A 14,637-nucleotide genomic window follows, 5' to 3' on the forward strand; every position below is an offset into this window, starting at 1 on the left:
TGGATTATTTGGCAAAGGTAGTTGCTGTTTGTGTTTCGGAAAAAAAGGGTCAAAGAAAGACCAATGTAGATGAAGGAACCTTGATTGCAGGAAGGGGCCTGGAAAGTGATGCCCACGCAGGAGACTGGCACAGGCAGGTTAGTCTCCTTGCCCTTGAGAGTATTGAAAAGATGCAGCGCATGGGTCTTGATGTGGGTCCAGGAGACTTTGCTGAAAATATCACTACCCAGGGAATAGATCTATTGGCATTGCCTGTTGGTTCTAGATTTAAAATTGGCAGCGAGGCCTTGCTCAGGGTAACCCAGATAGGTAAGGAGTGCCATACAAGATGCGCCATTTATCACCAGGCAGGGGATTGTGTCATGCCAAAGGAAGGAATATTTGCAGAGGTGTTGATAGGTGGTGAAATCAAAGTAGAAGATGAAATTACTGTAGTTCCGGGATATAGGCTTGGCATCATTACGGCCAGTGATAAAGGTGCCAGGGGTGAGAGAGAAGACAAAAGCGGAGAGGTTATCATGGAAAAACTAAAGGGCCTTGCTGATGTGGTTGATTATAGGATAGTTCCTGATGAGAAGGAGGATCTGGAAAAGGCACTTAAGGAAATGGCAGATGAAATAAAGGTGGACTTAATTCTTACTACTGGAGGTACTGGTTTTAGCCTAAGAGACATAACTCCAGAAGTAACTTTATCTCTATGTGACAGAGCAGTTCCAGGCATACCTGAGGCAATGAGGGCTGCCAGCTATAAAATAACCCCAATGGCCATGCTTTCAAGGGCTGCGGCAGGAATTAGAAAGCAAACCCTGATTATCAATTTACCAGGCAGCCCAAAGGCTGTTTCTGAATGTCTGGATGTGGTGCTGCCAGTATTAGGTCATGGGCTGGAGATTTTAACCGGCAAGGGCTCAGAGTGTGCAAGGTGACTACGAACAAATAAGAATAGGTAAAGACACTCAAACTAGAGTTGGGTGTCTTTTTTTCTCTTTAAATAAAACAAAAAACATTTAAAAAAATACTTAGTATAGAAGGAAATAACAATAATAAGTAGAAGTAATACATATAAAAAGTTCACTTTTACATTATTATTAAAAACATATAAAATGCCAATCAATTTAGCAGTAGATACTTAGTATAATAGAAATGTCATAATAGAATAATTTGCTGGGAGGGAAGGTGCGTGTTTAAGAGATCTTTAATATTAATTATCATGGCAGTTGCAATTTTCTCATTAATTCTAGGCTGTGATAAAGAACCAGGGGCAGTTATTGATGATGAAAAAAAGGAATATCATGATGTATTAATGGAATTGGTTAAAAGTACTAATAAATTTATTGCAAATAGGGAAGTGCCTGTATTTAGTGCGAGCGAAATTTTTGAAAAAGTAATAATGAGACCTGACCCAGATTACTATATTGTAGATTTAAGAGAATCAGAGGATTTTTTGGCAGGAAGCATACAAGGTGCAGTTAATATACCTTACAACACAACCTGGATGCCAGAGCAGATAGAGAAACTACCAAGAGATAAACTGATAATCTTGGTTGGTTATACTGGCGCAGAAGCTAGTCAAACGGCAGCCTTTTGGGGAATGTTGGGGTTTGATGTGGGAGTTATGAACAACGGTATGCTTGGCTGGATAAATGAAACTCCTGAAGTATGTGAATTGGGAGATAATCCTGTTGTTACAACCCCAACAGGATTAAACCAGACATTTTCTCTGCCGGTTATTGAGGTTAGTGGACATTTATCTTTAAATGAAGTGCTAATATTAAAAAATGAAAGTATTTTTCAAAATAACAGAGCTGGTGGTTTATCTGGAACCCAAGTTTACGAGAAAAATTTAGAGGAACAGCAGAGCTATTTTATTTTAGATGTACGACAAAGAGAGCACTACTTGTCAGGTCACATAGAAGGTGCTGTTAATATTCCCTATGGCTTACTAGGTATAGTTTCAGAACTGCAAAAGCTGCCAACGGATGAACAAATTATTGTTGTATGCTATTCAGGGCACCTTGCAAACATGGCGGCAAGGCTGTTAAATCAACTTGGTTATAATGCAATTGCTATGACCTATGGAATGAGTGATTGGACAACTCAGGTTGAGGTTATTGGGCTGCAGCCTGTACGTTGCGCTTGGGTTTCTTGTTATGGTGATGCTAATTTTGAGAGGGGCTTTCCTGTAGAAAAGGTAGAATGTGATTGGGGTAATCTGCCAACGGTAGTTACCAGGATTAATGTTTTAGATACAGGCGCTGGATGAAGCTGATTTTTAAAGTCCCCGTGAGGGACTAAAATAACTGAAAAATTGTTAAATATAGTTAAAAGAAGGCCTATAAATAAAGTCTTACTTTAAAGAGAGGAGTCATGAAAGTGAAACAGATCAAAAGGCGGACTTTTTTGAAAATGGCAGCAGCTGCAGGTGCCATAAGTATACTGCCCATTCATTTTAGTCTAAGGGAGTTTTCCAGGGCTGCTGAGAACTCACCTATAAAAAGAATTCCAACCCTGTGTAATGGCTGTTCTAATATGTGCGGAATGTATGTCTATGTTAAAAATGGTCGGATATGGAAAACAGAGGGGCACCCTATACATATGAAAAGCAGAGGCAGAATATGTGCAAGGGGGCATGGCATGGTAATAGATGTGTACAATCCTGATAGGGTAACCCAACCAATGAAGCGAATTGGTGAAATGGAATTTGAACCAATTTCATGGGAACAAGCTTTTAAAGAAATTGGAGAGAAGCTTAACAGTGTTATTGAACAGTATGGTGGCGATTCTTTCGTTTGGATGGAACATGGTGTAAGGGGAAAACACTACGCAGATATTTTGTTAGAATTTCTAGGTTCACCAAACTATATTACACATTACGCAACGTGTTTTACATCAAAAACCAATGTATGGCCCAAAATGGTGGGAACGAATCTTTATGGAGATCATGAGAATACCAAATACATGCTTTTCGTAGGTCGGAATTTTGCTGGGGGAATTATTCCAAATGGCATGAATCAAATTGTCAAGGCTAAAGAAAAGGGCGCAAAACTTGTGGTTGTAGATCCCAGGCATTGTGAGCTTGCCATATTAGCGGATGAATGGATACCTATTCGTCCTGGTACTGATTTAGCATTCTTTTTGGCAATTGCTAATACCCTAATAACTGAAAGACTTTATGATAGGCAATTTGTTGCAAATTATGTCGAAGGTTTCGATGAATTCTGGCAGGCAAATAAACTTTGTACTCCAGAATGGGCGGAAGAAATTACTGACGTACCTGCCGATAAAATTAGACAGACGGCAAGAGATATGGCTAAAGCAGCGCCTAGAGCTTTTTTGGAAACAGGTTATCATGGACTAAATGCACACTATATAAATAGTGTTCAACAGGCTCAAATGAATGTTGTTATTAATGCTCTGTTGGGCAACATGTTTAAAAAAGGTGGCCTGTTGCCTTCAGCGGAGATTACCTTAGGGTCGTTAGATGTGGAAAAGCCGCCAGAAAAGGAAAAAGGTCCCAGGGTAGATGGGGCTGGTGAAGCAGGGAAATATGCGACAGTAGAAGCAGGCAGGGGTATACCTCAATTAGTGCCCCAATTGGTGGATGAAGGCAAGGTTAAGGCTCTTTTTATTTACCATTATAATCCATTAAGAACCGGACCAGATCCTGAATACCAAAAGAAAATGAAAAAGGCAGACCTTGTTGTTTCCATACCTATTGATTGGAATGAAACATCCCTTTATGTTGCTGATTATATTCTGCCTGAAAGCTACTTTTTAGAAAGAACCGAAAGACCCCTTTTATGTCATGGACATATAACTCATCCTTATCCTCAGGTGGCCTGGAGGCAGAAAGTCATTGAGCCAGTTCATGACACCAGGCCACTTCTTGATATTCTTAAGGGTATTGCTGCTGAAATAGGTGCCATGGAATACTTTGATTTTACAGTTGAGCAGGAGGCTGCTGCAATGATAGAACCTCTTGGGATATCACTTGATAGGCTTAAGGATGCAGGATGTTTGGAATTTCCAGCAAGTGTAGAAGAAGGCATGCCAAAGATTAGGGGTAATCCTGCCCTGCGTACACCATCTGGAAAGGTAGAGTTTTCAGTGGGAATTTACAAAGTTAATGGATTCTCAGGAGTGCCAAGGTGGATACCTCCTAAGGTAAATCCTGTTCATGAGGACGAATTTCGTCTAATCCATGGCAAACAACCCTGGCATTCTCACCACGTTACAAGCAACAACCCTTACTTAATGGCCATAACAGAAGACTATAATGGTACTTGGATATGGATGAATAGATCCAGAGCTGAAAAATTAGGCATAAAAAATGGTGACTTAATTACAATTGAATCAGAAAAGGCAAAAAAACAGATTAATGTGAAAGTAACAGAACTGCTTCATCCTGATTGTGTATGGGTTCCATCTGCCTATGGCGGTTTTTCCAAGAAGGCAAGGACAGCATATGGAGTCGGGTTAAATTATAATGATTTTCTTCCAGCAATGGTTGAGCCCATAGCTGGTAGTGTTATGGGTCAGGAAGTAATAGTTAAGGTTCGAAAGGGGGGTGTTTAATGGCTAAATTTTCCATGCTGATAGACCCTTCCAGATGTACTGGATGCGGTGCCTGCAGAATTGCATGTCAAATGCAGTGGCAGCTACCGCCTGACATGGCTTTTAACAGGTTAGAGTATAGAGAAAGGGGTTCCTATCCTAATGTACGGCAGGAAATAGTGCCTGTACAGTGTCAACACTGTGATAATCCTCCATGTTTACACGTTTGTCCTACAAGGGCTACCTATAAAAGATCAGATGGGATTGTCCTGGTGGACCATAAGAAGTGTATCGGCTGCAAATATTGTATGGTTGCCTGCCCATATGGGGTCAGAACCATGGACAAAGAAAAACATGTGCCAGAAAAATGTAAATTTTGTGCAGATTATGTGGTAAAAGGTGAAAAGCCTCCCTGTGTCAGCACGTGTATGAATGAAGTAAGGGTGTTTGGCGATGTTGAAGATAAAAACAGTAGAATCAGCAGTCTCTTGGCAAAGAGAAGCTTATATCAGCTCATACCAGAAAAGGGTACACAACCTAGAATTTATTACGTGAAAAAGTAGGAAAGGTGGTGAGGTATGTGACCAATCAAAGATTAATAAAAACTATTTCTATAATTTTGATTTGTGTAGGTTTAATTGGTGCCTTGACTATACTAATATATGGCGAAAAGTATCAGGGTGTAAGTGACATGGTGCCTTGGGGTTCGCTAATTTCTATTTATATATTTTTTGCCGCTTCTAGTGTGGGTTTGACCCTTATAGCTTCTCTTTGGTATATATTTAAAATACCTGCCTTCAAGGTTCTCACAAAAAGGGCTCTGGTACTAGCAATAATTTCAGTTGTACTTGGGTTTATTGCCATTGGCCTTGAACTGGGTAATCCTCTAAATATGATATGGTTAATATTTTCGCCAAATATAACATCTGGGATATGGTGGATGGGTACTTTATATGTTCTTTACCTTGGATTTAGAATGTTGACTGTTTATTTTCTGTACAAAAATCATGAGGCGCGGGTGGTGCTTTTTAGTAGAATCACTGTGGCTGCAGGTATACTTGCAGTAAGTAATCTAGGTGCAGTTTTTGGAAATCTTCATGCAAGGCCTTTTTGGCAGGGAACTGCCATGCCCATATATTTCATGATTGTCGCTTTACTATCTGGTGCTGCAATTATGGCCATAACATATTACCTTGTAGAAAAATTTAAGCCTGAAGGAGACGGCGGGGAGTCAATAGTTCCTATTCTGGGGAAAGTGCTGCTGGTATCCATTGCTGTTACAGGCTTCTATAAATTCTGGAATATGATTAGCTATCTTTATGGTCAGGTGCCAGGAAAATTTGAGGCGGCCATGGCTTTGTTGGCAGGCCCCTTAAGTTTTAGTTTTTGGGTACTGGAAGTTGGCCTGGCCCTGGTTATCCCGGCTATTATACTAGCCACTTCAGGCTTTGCTCCATTAAGGGTATTTGTTGCTTCTTCCATACTACTTGTGGGAGTTTTCTTCATGCACGTTAATTTTATCACGGCGGGGCAGATAGTTCCCTTGGAAATAGTGCCAGGCCAAACTGAGATGATTTATCATTCATATGTAATGATGCCAGCAGAATGGGCAGTCTTTCTAGGAACAATAGGAGGGGGTTTACTTCTGGTCTTATGGGCAGAAAAGAAGTTTTTCTCTAAAGATATTTTCCCTACAGTAATAAGTGAAAAAACACAAAAAGAGGTAACGGATAATGTTTAAACTGTCAGAACCGAAACAGGCCTTGTTTCTTACTCTAGCTGAATTTTATAAACACCCTGATGAAGGGTTTTATAATGAACTAAAATCTGGTTCATTATTTAAACAAATTGATGGCTATATTAAAGAAGCCGGATTTACATGTTGCAAGTACCAATGGCCAACTTATTTTATGGATTTTCAAAGCTTTAAACAGGAATTTGTGCGATGCTTTGTTGGCCTTAATGAAGCCTCTGCTATTCCAGTGGAATCAATTTATAAGAAATGGACCAATGATGAAAGCGCCCAGACAATTATTGCAGGCCAGAAGGGGTATTTGATGGGGGATGCAGCTGTTCATATTCATTATCTGCTGGAAAAATTCCAGATTACTATACCACCTCAATTTCAGCAAAAGCCTGATCATTTGACCATACTTTTGGAACTATTGTGTTTTTTCATGGATAATATTGGAGCCGAAGAGGTTTATCAATTCCTGTCGGAGCATTTCGACTGGCTCCCAGAATTTTATGATAAGCTTAACAAAATAAAAGCTGATGAGGTTTTCATATTAATTACCAGGGTACTCATGGACACTATAGAATGGACTATGGATGAGTATAGAACTTACATATATTAAGGGGTGAGGAAATGGCAAGAAAATTTTTGTTAGGTTTATTATTGGTGATTCTAGCATTGGGAACTGCAGGATGCGGCAGTGGGCCCATAGCTGTTGTGGAAGCCCCAACAGCTAGCGTTGATACTGAAATTGATAAATCCAAATACATTATTACTCCAGATGCATCGGAACCTAATAATGTGCCCATTGAAGAAGATCTAAGCTATGTGGATACTGCCTATATGATGAATCTCATGAAAATAAATGGTCCGACAAGTTCCGAAAGGACATCATATGAACAGTATCCTTCTGATTGGACTTTTGTGCTTGTAGATTCTAGACCAGCTGTAAGGTTTACAGAATCACATATAAATGGCGCTATTAACATTCCAGATGCTCAATTTGAAGTGTTGGCCTGGATGCTGCCAGAGGACAAAAATAAAATGCTTATTTTTTATTGTGGAGGCTTAGACTGTCATCTCAGCCCAAGTTCAGCACGTAAGGCAAAGGAATTAGGCTATACTAATGTACACGTTTATCAAGAAGGCATAACCTTTTGGAAAGAAGCAGGAAATTACCTGGTAACTACTGCTGAGTATGTGGCCACTCTTATTGGCGCTGAGCGTATTAATGACACAGGTAAAAAGCCCTTTTTAATTCTTGATAATCGTCCTTATAATGTATACTTTAATTCTCATATCCCAACAGCACTCTCAATGGATGATAAGATTTTCATTGAAAAGTACATGGCAGCCATGCCTGTTGATAAAGGTGCCGAGATCATAACGTACTGTGGTGGCTTTTTCTGAAGCATGAGTCATAATGTTGCCAGGGTCCTGGCAACCCATGGTTATACAAATGTAAAAGTTTTTGCAGGTGGAGTTCCATCCTGGAAGCAGATTGGAATGCCCTTGTTTGGGTCTGAATCATCAGCAGGCTCATTTGATATAAGTGGCGGAAAGCCTGATAGAAAGGTGACCGCTGCAGAATTTGTGAGGTTGGTCCGAGAGGGTACAAATATATATGTATTGGATGTTCGTAATGACCAGGAAAGATCCAGTGGTTTTATTTGGGGTTCTATCCATATTCCAGACTCTGCAATTCATGCCGATCCAAGTGCAATAGCATATAAGCTTCCAACAGATAAAAATGCCACTATTCTAATACACTGTGCTACAGGTGCAAGGGCAGCAGGAGTTGTAGAGAAAATAGTGGAGATAGGTTATCCAAATACCCTATACCTTGACAGCAGGATAGTGATAAATCAAAATGGTGACTTTAGCTTTTAATTGATTAAAACCTGACACATCTTAAATTAAATTATAGTTATTTTATAGTCAAATCATGTATATTTTTGTGCTTTTTGTGGTAATATTTTGATGGAGAAGGTATTAATAAGAAAATATAGGGAAAAGTAATTCTGATTGGAAGATTTGAGGGGTTATCGCAGCAAAAACCAGGGCAAATCAACAATAATTGTCTATTTTAACAAAATTCAAGACTTGCACATAGCCAACCCCTCTAATATTATAATTATTGAGTGTTAGCACTCGCCATTAATGAGTGCTAATAATAAATATAAAATTAAATACATATATAAAAAAGGAGGTACAAGTATGAGAATTAAGCCATTAGGTGACAGAGTTGTAGTAAAAGTTTTACCAAGTGAAGAAACTACTAAAAGCGGTATAGTTATTCCGGATACTGCAAAAGAAAAACCCCAAGAAGGTGAGGTTGTTGCAGTAGGTTCTGGAAAAGTACTTGAAAACGGTCAGAAGGTTGAATTAGAAGTTAAGGTAGGAGATAGAGTATTCTACTCAAAGTATGCTGGAAATGAAATTAAATTAGATGGCCAGGATTACTTAATTTTAAATGAGAGAGACATACTTGGAATCGTTGAAAAATAATTAAAACAAGGAGGGACAAATAAATGGCTAAACAAATTGTTTTTAAAGAAGATGCAAGATATGCTTTAGAAAGAGGCGTTAACGCTTTAGCTAATGCAGTTAAAGTTACATTAGGTCCAAAAGGTAGAAATGTAGTTTTAGAGAAAAAATTTGGTTCACCTACTATTACCAATGATGGTGTAACAATTGCCAGGGAAATTGAACTAAAGGATCCATTAGAGAACATGGGTGCTCAATTAGTGAAAGAGGTAGCTACCAAGACTAATGATGTAGCTGGAGACGGTACTACCACAGCTACTCTTTTAGCGCAAGCTATTATTAGAGAAGGTTTGAAAAATGTTGCAGCTGGTGCCAATCCAATGATTATTAAGAAAGGCATCCAGAAGGCTACTGAAATTGCAGTAGAAGAATTGAAAAAGCTTTCAAAGCAAATTGAAAGTAAAGAAGCTATTAGTCAGGTTGCTTCAATATCTGCTAATGATCCTGAAATTGGAAGCCTTATTGCTGATGCAATGGAAAAGGTTGGTAAGGATGGGGTTATTACCGTTGAGGAATCTCAAGGTATTGGAACTTCTCTAGATGTAGTTGAAGGTATGCAGTTTGATAGAGGATACATTTCACCATATATGGTTACTGACACTGAGAAAATGGAAGCTGTATTAGATGATCCATATATTTTGATTACAGATAAAAAAATTGCTGCAGTAAATGAAATTCTTCCAATTCTTGAAAAAGTAGTTCAATCAGCCAAGCCATTGTTAATAATCGCTGAAGATGTGGAAGGCGAAGCCCTGGCAACCATGGTTGTTAACAAAATCAGAGGTACCTTTACTTGCGTAGCTGTAAAGGCTCCAGGCTTTGGTGATAGACGTAAAGCCATGCTGCAGGATATAGCAATTTTAACTGGTGGACAGGTGATTTCTGAGGAAGTAGGCATCAAGTTAGAAAGTGCTACAATGGATATGCTTGGAACCGCACGTCAAGTAAAAGTTGCTAAAGAAGATACTACAATTGTTGAAGGTAAAGGTTCTTCAGATGCTATTCAAAAGAGAATAGCTCAGATTAAAAAGCAGCATGAGGAAAGCACTTCAGAATTTGACAAAGAAAAGCTGCAGGAAAGATTGGCCAAGCTTGCAGGTGGTGTGGCTGTAATCCAAGTTGGAGCAGCAACAGAAACTGAAATGAAAGAGAAGAAGCATAGAATTGAAGATGCCCTGGCAGCTACGAGAGCAGCTGTTGAGGAAGGTATTGTCTCTGGCGGTGGAACAGCATTTATCAATGTACTGCCAGCGCTAGAACAAATCCAAGCTGAAGGCGATGAAATGACAGGTGTGAAAATTGTCAAGAAGGCTTTAGAGGAACCAGTAAAGCAAATTGCTTTCAATGCAGGAGCAGAAGGATCAGTAGTAGTAGAAAAGGTTAAGGCATCAGAAGTAGGAATCGGTTTTGATGCATTATCAGGCGATTATATTGACATGATTGGTGCAGGTATAGTTGACCCAGCTAAAGTTACCAGATCAGCTTTACAAAATGCTGCCAGCATAGCCTCCATGCTCTTAACTACCGAAACTTTAATTGCTGATATTCCAGAAGAAAAAGATGCACCTCCAGGAATGCCAGGTGGAATGGGCGGAATGCCAGGAATGATGTAGAAGTAACCTATTTTGACCACATAATAGCATAAAAAAAATTAGAGGCTGTTCATTAGTTCACTGAACTTCTGGGCAGCTTCTTTAGTAAAATTGCAAGTTTTTTGCAAGTAATTAGATGGTTAAACATGGTATTATGATACAAACAGAAATAGGCACCTCGCAAGGGGTGTTTTTTGTTGTTAGAAAAAAAGAATAGTTTCACTTGACATCATATGTAATGTCATATATATTATAACTGTAAGGGCTGGTAAAAAGGATGTGATAGAATGTCCAAGAAAGAGAAGCTTCTAAAGAAGATAAGAAATAATCCTAGAGCTGTAAGATTTGAAGAACTAGATAAAATACTTATAGGGGTAGGTTTTGAAAGAAGCCAGCCAAAAGGCGGTTCCAGTCACTATACATATACTTTAGAAGATAAGTTGATAACTATCCCATATAAAAGACCCCATGTGAAAGTTGTCTATGTAAAAGTAGCTATTAGAATTCTAGAGGATTTGGGATATTAATAAGTTTAAAGGAGTTGGGTTTAGTGAAAAAAGACTTAAATTATTATCTGTCCTTAAATTATCCATTTAAAATAGAAGCTTTATCCAAAGAAGATGGTGGAGGTTTTTTAATTACTTATCCAGATCTGCCAGGGTGCATGAGTGACGGTGAAACAATCGAAGAAGCAGTAGAAATGGGCCAAGACGCTAAAAGAGCTTGGCTTGAAACAGCACTGGAAAAAGGATTAGAAATACTCGAGCCTTTTACTACAACTGAAAAATATAGTGGTCGAATTACAGTTAGGACACCCAGGAGCCTTCATAGGAAACTAATTGAAGAGGCTCAGGAAGAAGGCGTAAGCTTAAATCAATATTTAGTGTATCTTTTAAGTAAGGGTAAATCTAAGAGTGTGTAAGAGCCTATCAAGGCTCTTTTCTTTTGCCCAAAACAAACTTTGCATATTGTCCGTGCTGCGGGTGGTCGAAGTGTGGATAGAATGGTTTAACATAAAACTAATACAACGATTTTTGTTAAGCCAGGAATGATGCAGACAGTCTCATTTTGATACATGTATCAAAACGAGACAACATGTTTGCCAGGTGTTTTCAAACTCTTCTCTCAAAATGAGAGATTCAAATACTACCATACAGATACGGCGAGTTTAAGCTGCTCGCCGTATTTTTTATTATTTCTTTTAATAGCAACTATTTTAAATGTTGCTATATGTTGCTTCTGCTGTAAAAACATGCATGACTGCTTGCATATACTGGCTACTATTTTTGGCACGGTTTTTGCTATATAATTAAATGCAAGGCCACATGAAACAGGGGTGAGAGTATATGACTGATAAAGGAAAAAAGAAGGGCCTAGTACACATTAAAAGGGAATGGTGTAAGGGCTGTGGAATATGTGTTCACCTATGCCCAAAAAAAGTATTAGCATTAGATGAAATGGGAAAAGCAAAAGCAGTAAAGCCAGATGACTGTATAGCATGTAAAATCTGTGAGATGCATTGTCCCGATTTTAGCATCTGTGTAGAGGAGGTCCATGATGCCAACTAAAAAGCGCTTGGTTCAAGGTAATGAAGCCTGTGCAGAAGGAGCTTTAGCAGCGGGAGTAAGGTTTTTTGCGGGATATCCCATAACACCTTCAACTGAAATTGCTGAAATATTAGCAGAAAAGCTTCCTCACTATGGAGGACATTTCCTGCAGATGGAAGATGAAATAGCTGCCATGGCAGCAGTAATTGGGGCTTCTTTAACAGGAGTTAAGTCACTTACTGCTACAAGCGGCCCAGGCTTTTCTCTTAAACAGGAAAATATTGGCTATGCCATAATGACTGAGGTCCCCTGTGTAATAGTTGACGTACAAAGGGGAGGTCCTAGTACCGGGCTGCCAACAGCACCCTCCCAGGGTGACGTGATGCAGGCCAGATGGGGTACCCATGGGGCACATCCAGTAATAGCATTATCACCTGCTTCTGTAAGTGAGACCTTTGATTTAACTGTAAAAGCAGTTAATTTCTCTGAAAGATTTAGAACTGCAGTAATTATTCTATTAGATGAAGTTATTGGTCATATGAGAGAAAGTGTAGAACTACCATCCCATTCTGAGGTGCAAATAGTTAATAGGAAAAAACCTAATGTTCCGCCAGAGGAATATCTGCCGTATAAGCCTGACGAGGATGGCGTTCCGCCAATGGCCAACTTTGGTGAAGGATATAGATATCATGTTACAGGGTTATCCCATGATGAAAGTGGTTTTCCAACTGGAAGTCCAAAGTTAACCAAGGAATTAATACTGAGGCTCCATGATAAAATTGAAAAATATAAAGATGAAATTACCATTACAGAAGAATTCATGGTTGAAGATGCTGAAGTAATAATTTTTTGTTATGGATGTATTGCCAGGCCTGCAAGAAGGGCAGTAAAGGAAGCCAGGGCAGCAGGCCAAAAGGTTGGAATGCTTAGAACGGCTACAATTTGGCCATTTCCTGATAAAGCTCTCCTAAAGGCCACAAAAAATGTTAAGGCAGTTATAGTCCCAGAAATGAATATGGGGCAATTGCTGGAGGAAGTCCAAAAGCACCTGGGCTGCAGGATAAGAGTTGAAGCTGTAGATAAGGTAGATGGAGAGCTTATAACTCCGGGAGAGATACTGGAAAAGGTGAAGGAGGTATTGTAGATGTTATTAGCTGAAAAGTATCTAAGGATGAACAAAATGCCTCATATCTGGTGCCCTGGCTGTGGAAATGGCATTGTGCTGCAGGCTATTATCAAAGCAATTGATGAGCTGCAGTTAAGTAAGGATAATACAATATTTGTTTCAGGGATAGGCTGCTCTTCAAGGGCACCAGGATATCTGGACTTTAATACTTTACACACCACTCATGGAAGGGCATTGGCCTTTGCAACAGGCGTAAAGGTTGCAAAGCCAAAGCTCAATGTGATAGTAATCATGGGTGATGGTGACGCTACTGCCATAGGGGGTAACCACTTTATCCATGCGGCGAGGAGAAATATAGACTTGACTGCCATTGTATTTAACAACAATATTTATGGAATGACTGGAGGTCAGTATTCCCCTCTTACACCTACAGGAAGCAAGGCTACCACCTGTCCCTATGGAAATCTAGAAAGAAACTTTGACATTGCCAAACTTGCCATAGCTGCAGGGGCTACCTATGTGGGCAGAAGTACAACTTATCATGCAAAGATGTTAAGTGATCTTATAGTAAAAGCTGTTCAAAATAAAGGGTTTAGTTTGGTGGAGGCTATCACTGCATGTCCTATAGGATATGGCAGGAAGAATAAATTGGGGTCACCAGTTAAGATGATGCAGGCCCAAAAGGAAAACAGTGTAATGGTAAAGGCGGCTGCAAAAATGCAGCCTGAAGAGTTGATTGACAAAACAATTATTGGGGAACTCTATAATCAACAGGCCCCAGAGTTTTGTGATCAATATGAAAAACTGTTAAGTACCTTTCATGAAAGGAGAAATTCCTGATGAATAAAGAAATAAGATTAAGTGGTTCTGGTGGTCAAGGGATAATACTGGCTGGAATAATTCTAGCAGAAGCAGGTATTATTGATGGTAAAAATGTCATCCAAACTCAATCATACGGACCCGAGGCCAGGGGAGGGGCAAGTAAGGCAGAGGTTATTATTAGTGAAGATTTCATTGATTACCCAAAGGTAATTGTTCCTGATATTGTTCTGGCAATGACCCAGGAATCAGCTGATAAATATGCCGCATGCTTAAAGGAAAATGGAGTTATATTGGTTGACAGCACCTATGTGACAAAAGTGCCTTCCGGCTTTAAGAATGTCTACCAAATTCCTATTACAAGAATTGCCAAGGATGATGTGGGCAGAGAAATTGTATCCAACATGGTAGCTTTAGGTGCTTTGGTTGGTCTTACCAGGGTAGTAACCTTTGCAGCCCTGGAAAAGGCTGTCCTTGCAAGAATACCAAAAGGTACAGAGGAGCTAAACAGAAAAGCTCTCCTATTAGGTTATGAAGAGGGCGTTAAATTGTTAAAAGAGCAAAAGAAAACCATGGTTAAAAAGTGTTCATAAAGTGTTTATAAATTCATCTAAATTTTTCTAGATAACTCGTGGTCATAAATCATAGTAGTTAACGTAGTCAACGTAGGTATATTTAACGTGGACTACACTCAAAACTCGTGATGTATAGTCAAGG

16 protein-coding genes are annotated in these 14,637 nt (G+C 39.3%); all 16 read left to right on the forward strand.

What is annotated here, in order from left to right; all coding sequences use genetic code 11:
• Nucleotides 1-8 precede the first annotated feature (8 nt).
• The 16 genes from K364_RS0121685 (at nt 9) to K364_RS25240 (ending at nt 14,513) form a co-directional block, all read left to right on the forward strand.
• Nucleotides 9-926, forward strand: a complete 918-nt coding sequence (locus tag K364_RS0121685) for an MOSC domain-containing protein (protein ID WP_028309743.1) — start codon at nt 9-11, stop codon at nt 924-926.
• Between the two features lie 254 nt (nt 927-1,180).
• Nucleotides 1,181-2,263, forward strand: a complete 1,083-nt coding sequence (locus K364_RS0121690) for a rhodanese-like domain-containing protein (RefSeq protein ID WP_028309744.1) — start codon at nt 1,181-1,183, stop codon at nt 2,261-2,263.
• Nucleotides 2,264-2,367: 104 nt separating this feature from the next.
• Nucleotides 2,368-4,575 carry a respiratory selenite reductase catalytic subunit SrrA gene (gene srrA, locus K364_RS0121695; protein WP_422857249.1) on the forward strand — a complete coding sequence of 736 codons (2,208 nt, stop codon included), beginning with the start codon at nt 2,368-2,370 and terminating at the stop codon, nt 4,573-4,575.
• Complete coding sequence (locus K364_RS0121700) at nt 4,575-5,117, forward strand: 4Fe-4S dicluster domain-containing protein (protein ID WP_028309746.1); 543 nt, start codon at nt 4,575-4,577, stop codon at nt 5,115-5,117. The genes srrA and K364_RS0121700 overlap by 1 nt, the downstream gene beginning before the upstream one ends.
• Nucleotides 5,118-5,134: 17 nt before the next feature.
• A complete protein-coding gene (gene nrfD / locus K364_RS25235) occupies nt 5,135-6,295 on the forward strand; it encodes an NrfD/PsrC family molybdoenzyme membrane anchor subunit (protein WP_051534318.1) in 1,161 nt (386 codons plus the stop codon).
• The gene (locus K364_RS0121710; protein ID WP_028309747.1) at nt 6,288-6,911 is read left to right on the forward strand and encodes a TorD/DmsD family molecular chaperone; all 624 of its coding nucleotides are present in this window, start codon (nt 6,288-6,290) and stop codon (nt 6,909-6,911) included. Before nrfD ends, K364_RS0121710 begins: the two co-directional genes overlap by 8 nt.
• Nucleotides 6,912-6,922: 11 nt before the next feature.
• Nucleotides 6,923-7,699 carry a rhodanese-like domain-containing protein gene (locus tag K364_RS0121715; protein ID WP_028309748.1) on the forward strand — a complete coding sequence of 259 codons (777 nt, stop codon included), beginning with the start codon at nt 6,923-6,925 and terminating at the stop codon, nt 7,697-7,699.
• 3 nt (nt 7,700-7,702) lie between these two features.
• On the forward strand, nt 7,703-8,179 hold the full coding sequence (locus K364_RS0121720) for a rhodanese-like domain-containing protein (protein WP_028309749.1): 477 nt from the start codon (nt 7,703-7,705) through the stop codon (nt 8,177-8,179).
• Between the two features lie 327 nt (nt 8,180-8,506).
• Nucleotides 8,507-8,797, forward strand: coding sequence for a co-chaperone GroES (groES, locus tag K364_RS0121725; protein WP_028309750.1), 291 nt, complete (start codon nt 8,507-8,509; stop codon nt 8,795-8,797).
• A gap of 23 nt (nt 8,798-8,820) precedes the next feature.
• Nucleotides 8,821-10,449, forward strand: a complete 1,629-nt coding sequence (groL, locus tag K364_RS0121730; protein ID WP_028309751.1) for a chaperonin GroEL — start codon at nt 8,821-8,823, stop codon at nt 10,447-10,449.
• A gap of 266 nt (nt 10,450-10,715) precedes the next feature.
• Complete coding sequence (locus K364_RS0121735; RefSeq protein ID WP_028309752.1) at nt 10,716-10,955, forward strand: toxin HicA; 240 nt, start codon at nt 10,716-10,718, stop codon at nt 10,953-10,955.
• Nucleotides 10,956-10,978: 23 nt separating this feature from the next.
• On the forward strand, nt 10,979-11,350 hold the full coding sequence (locus K364_RS0121740; protein WP_028309753.1) for a type II toxin-antitoxin system HicB family antitoxin: 372 nt from the start codon (nt 10,979-10,981) through the stop codon (nt 11,348-11,350).
• 424 nt (nt 11,351-11,774) lie between these two features.
• Complete coding sequence (locus K364_RS0121750; protein ID WP_028309754.1) at nt 11,775-11,996, forward strand: 4Fe-4S dicluster domain-containing protein; 222 nt, start codon at nt 11,775-11,777, stop codon at nt 11,994-11,996.
• Entirely contained in the window at nt 11,986-13,119 is a 1,134-nt protein-coding gene (locus K364_RS0121755; RefSeq protein ID WP_242841767.1) for a 2-oxoacid:acceptor oxidoreductase subunit alpha, read from the forward strand. Before K364_RS0121750 ends, K364_RS0121755 begins: the two co-directional genes overlap by 11 nt.
• Nucleotides 13,120-13,941: a 2-oxoacid:ferredoxin oxidoreductase subunit beta gene (locus K364_RS0121760; RefSeq protein ID WP_028309756.1), complete on the forward strand. Its 822-nt coding sequence runs from the start codon at nt 13,120-13,122 to the stop codon at nt 13,939-13,941.
• Complete coding sequence (locus tag K364_RS25240; RefSeq protein ID WP_051534319.1) at nt 13,941-14,513, forward strand: 2-oxoacid:acceptor oxidoreductase family protein; 573 nt, start codon at nt 13,941-13,943, stop codon at nt 14,511-14,513. Before K364_RS0121760 ends, K364_RS25240 begins: the two co-directional genes overlap by 1 nt.
• The last annotated feature ends 124 nt before the right edge of the window (nt 14,514-14,637 follow it).

Origin of the sequence: Desulfitibacter alkalitolerans DSM 16504 (genome assembly GCF_000620305.1) — a bacterium.
Classification (GTDB): domain Bacteria; phylum Bacillota; class DSM-16504; order Desulfitibacterales; family Desulfitibacteraceae; genus Desulfitibacter; species Desulfitibacter alkalitolerans.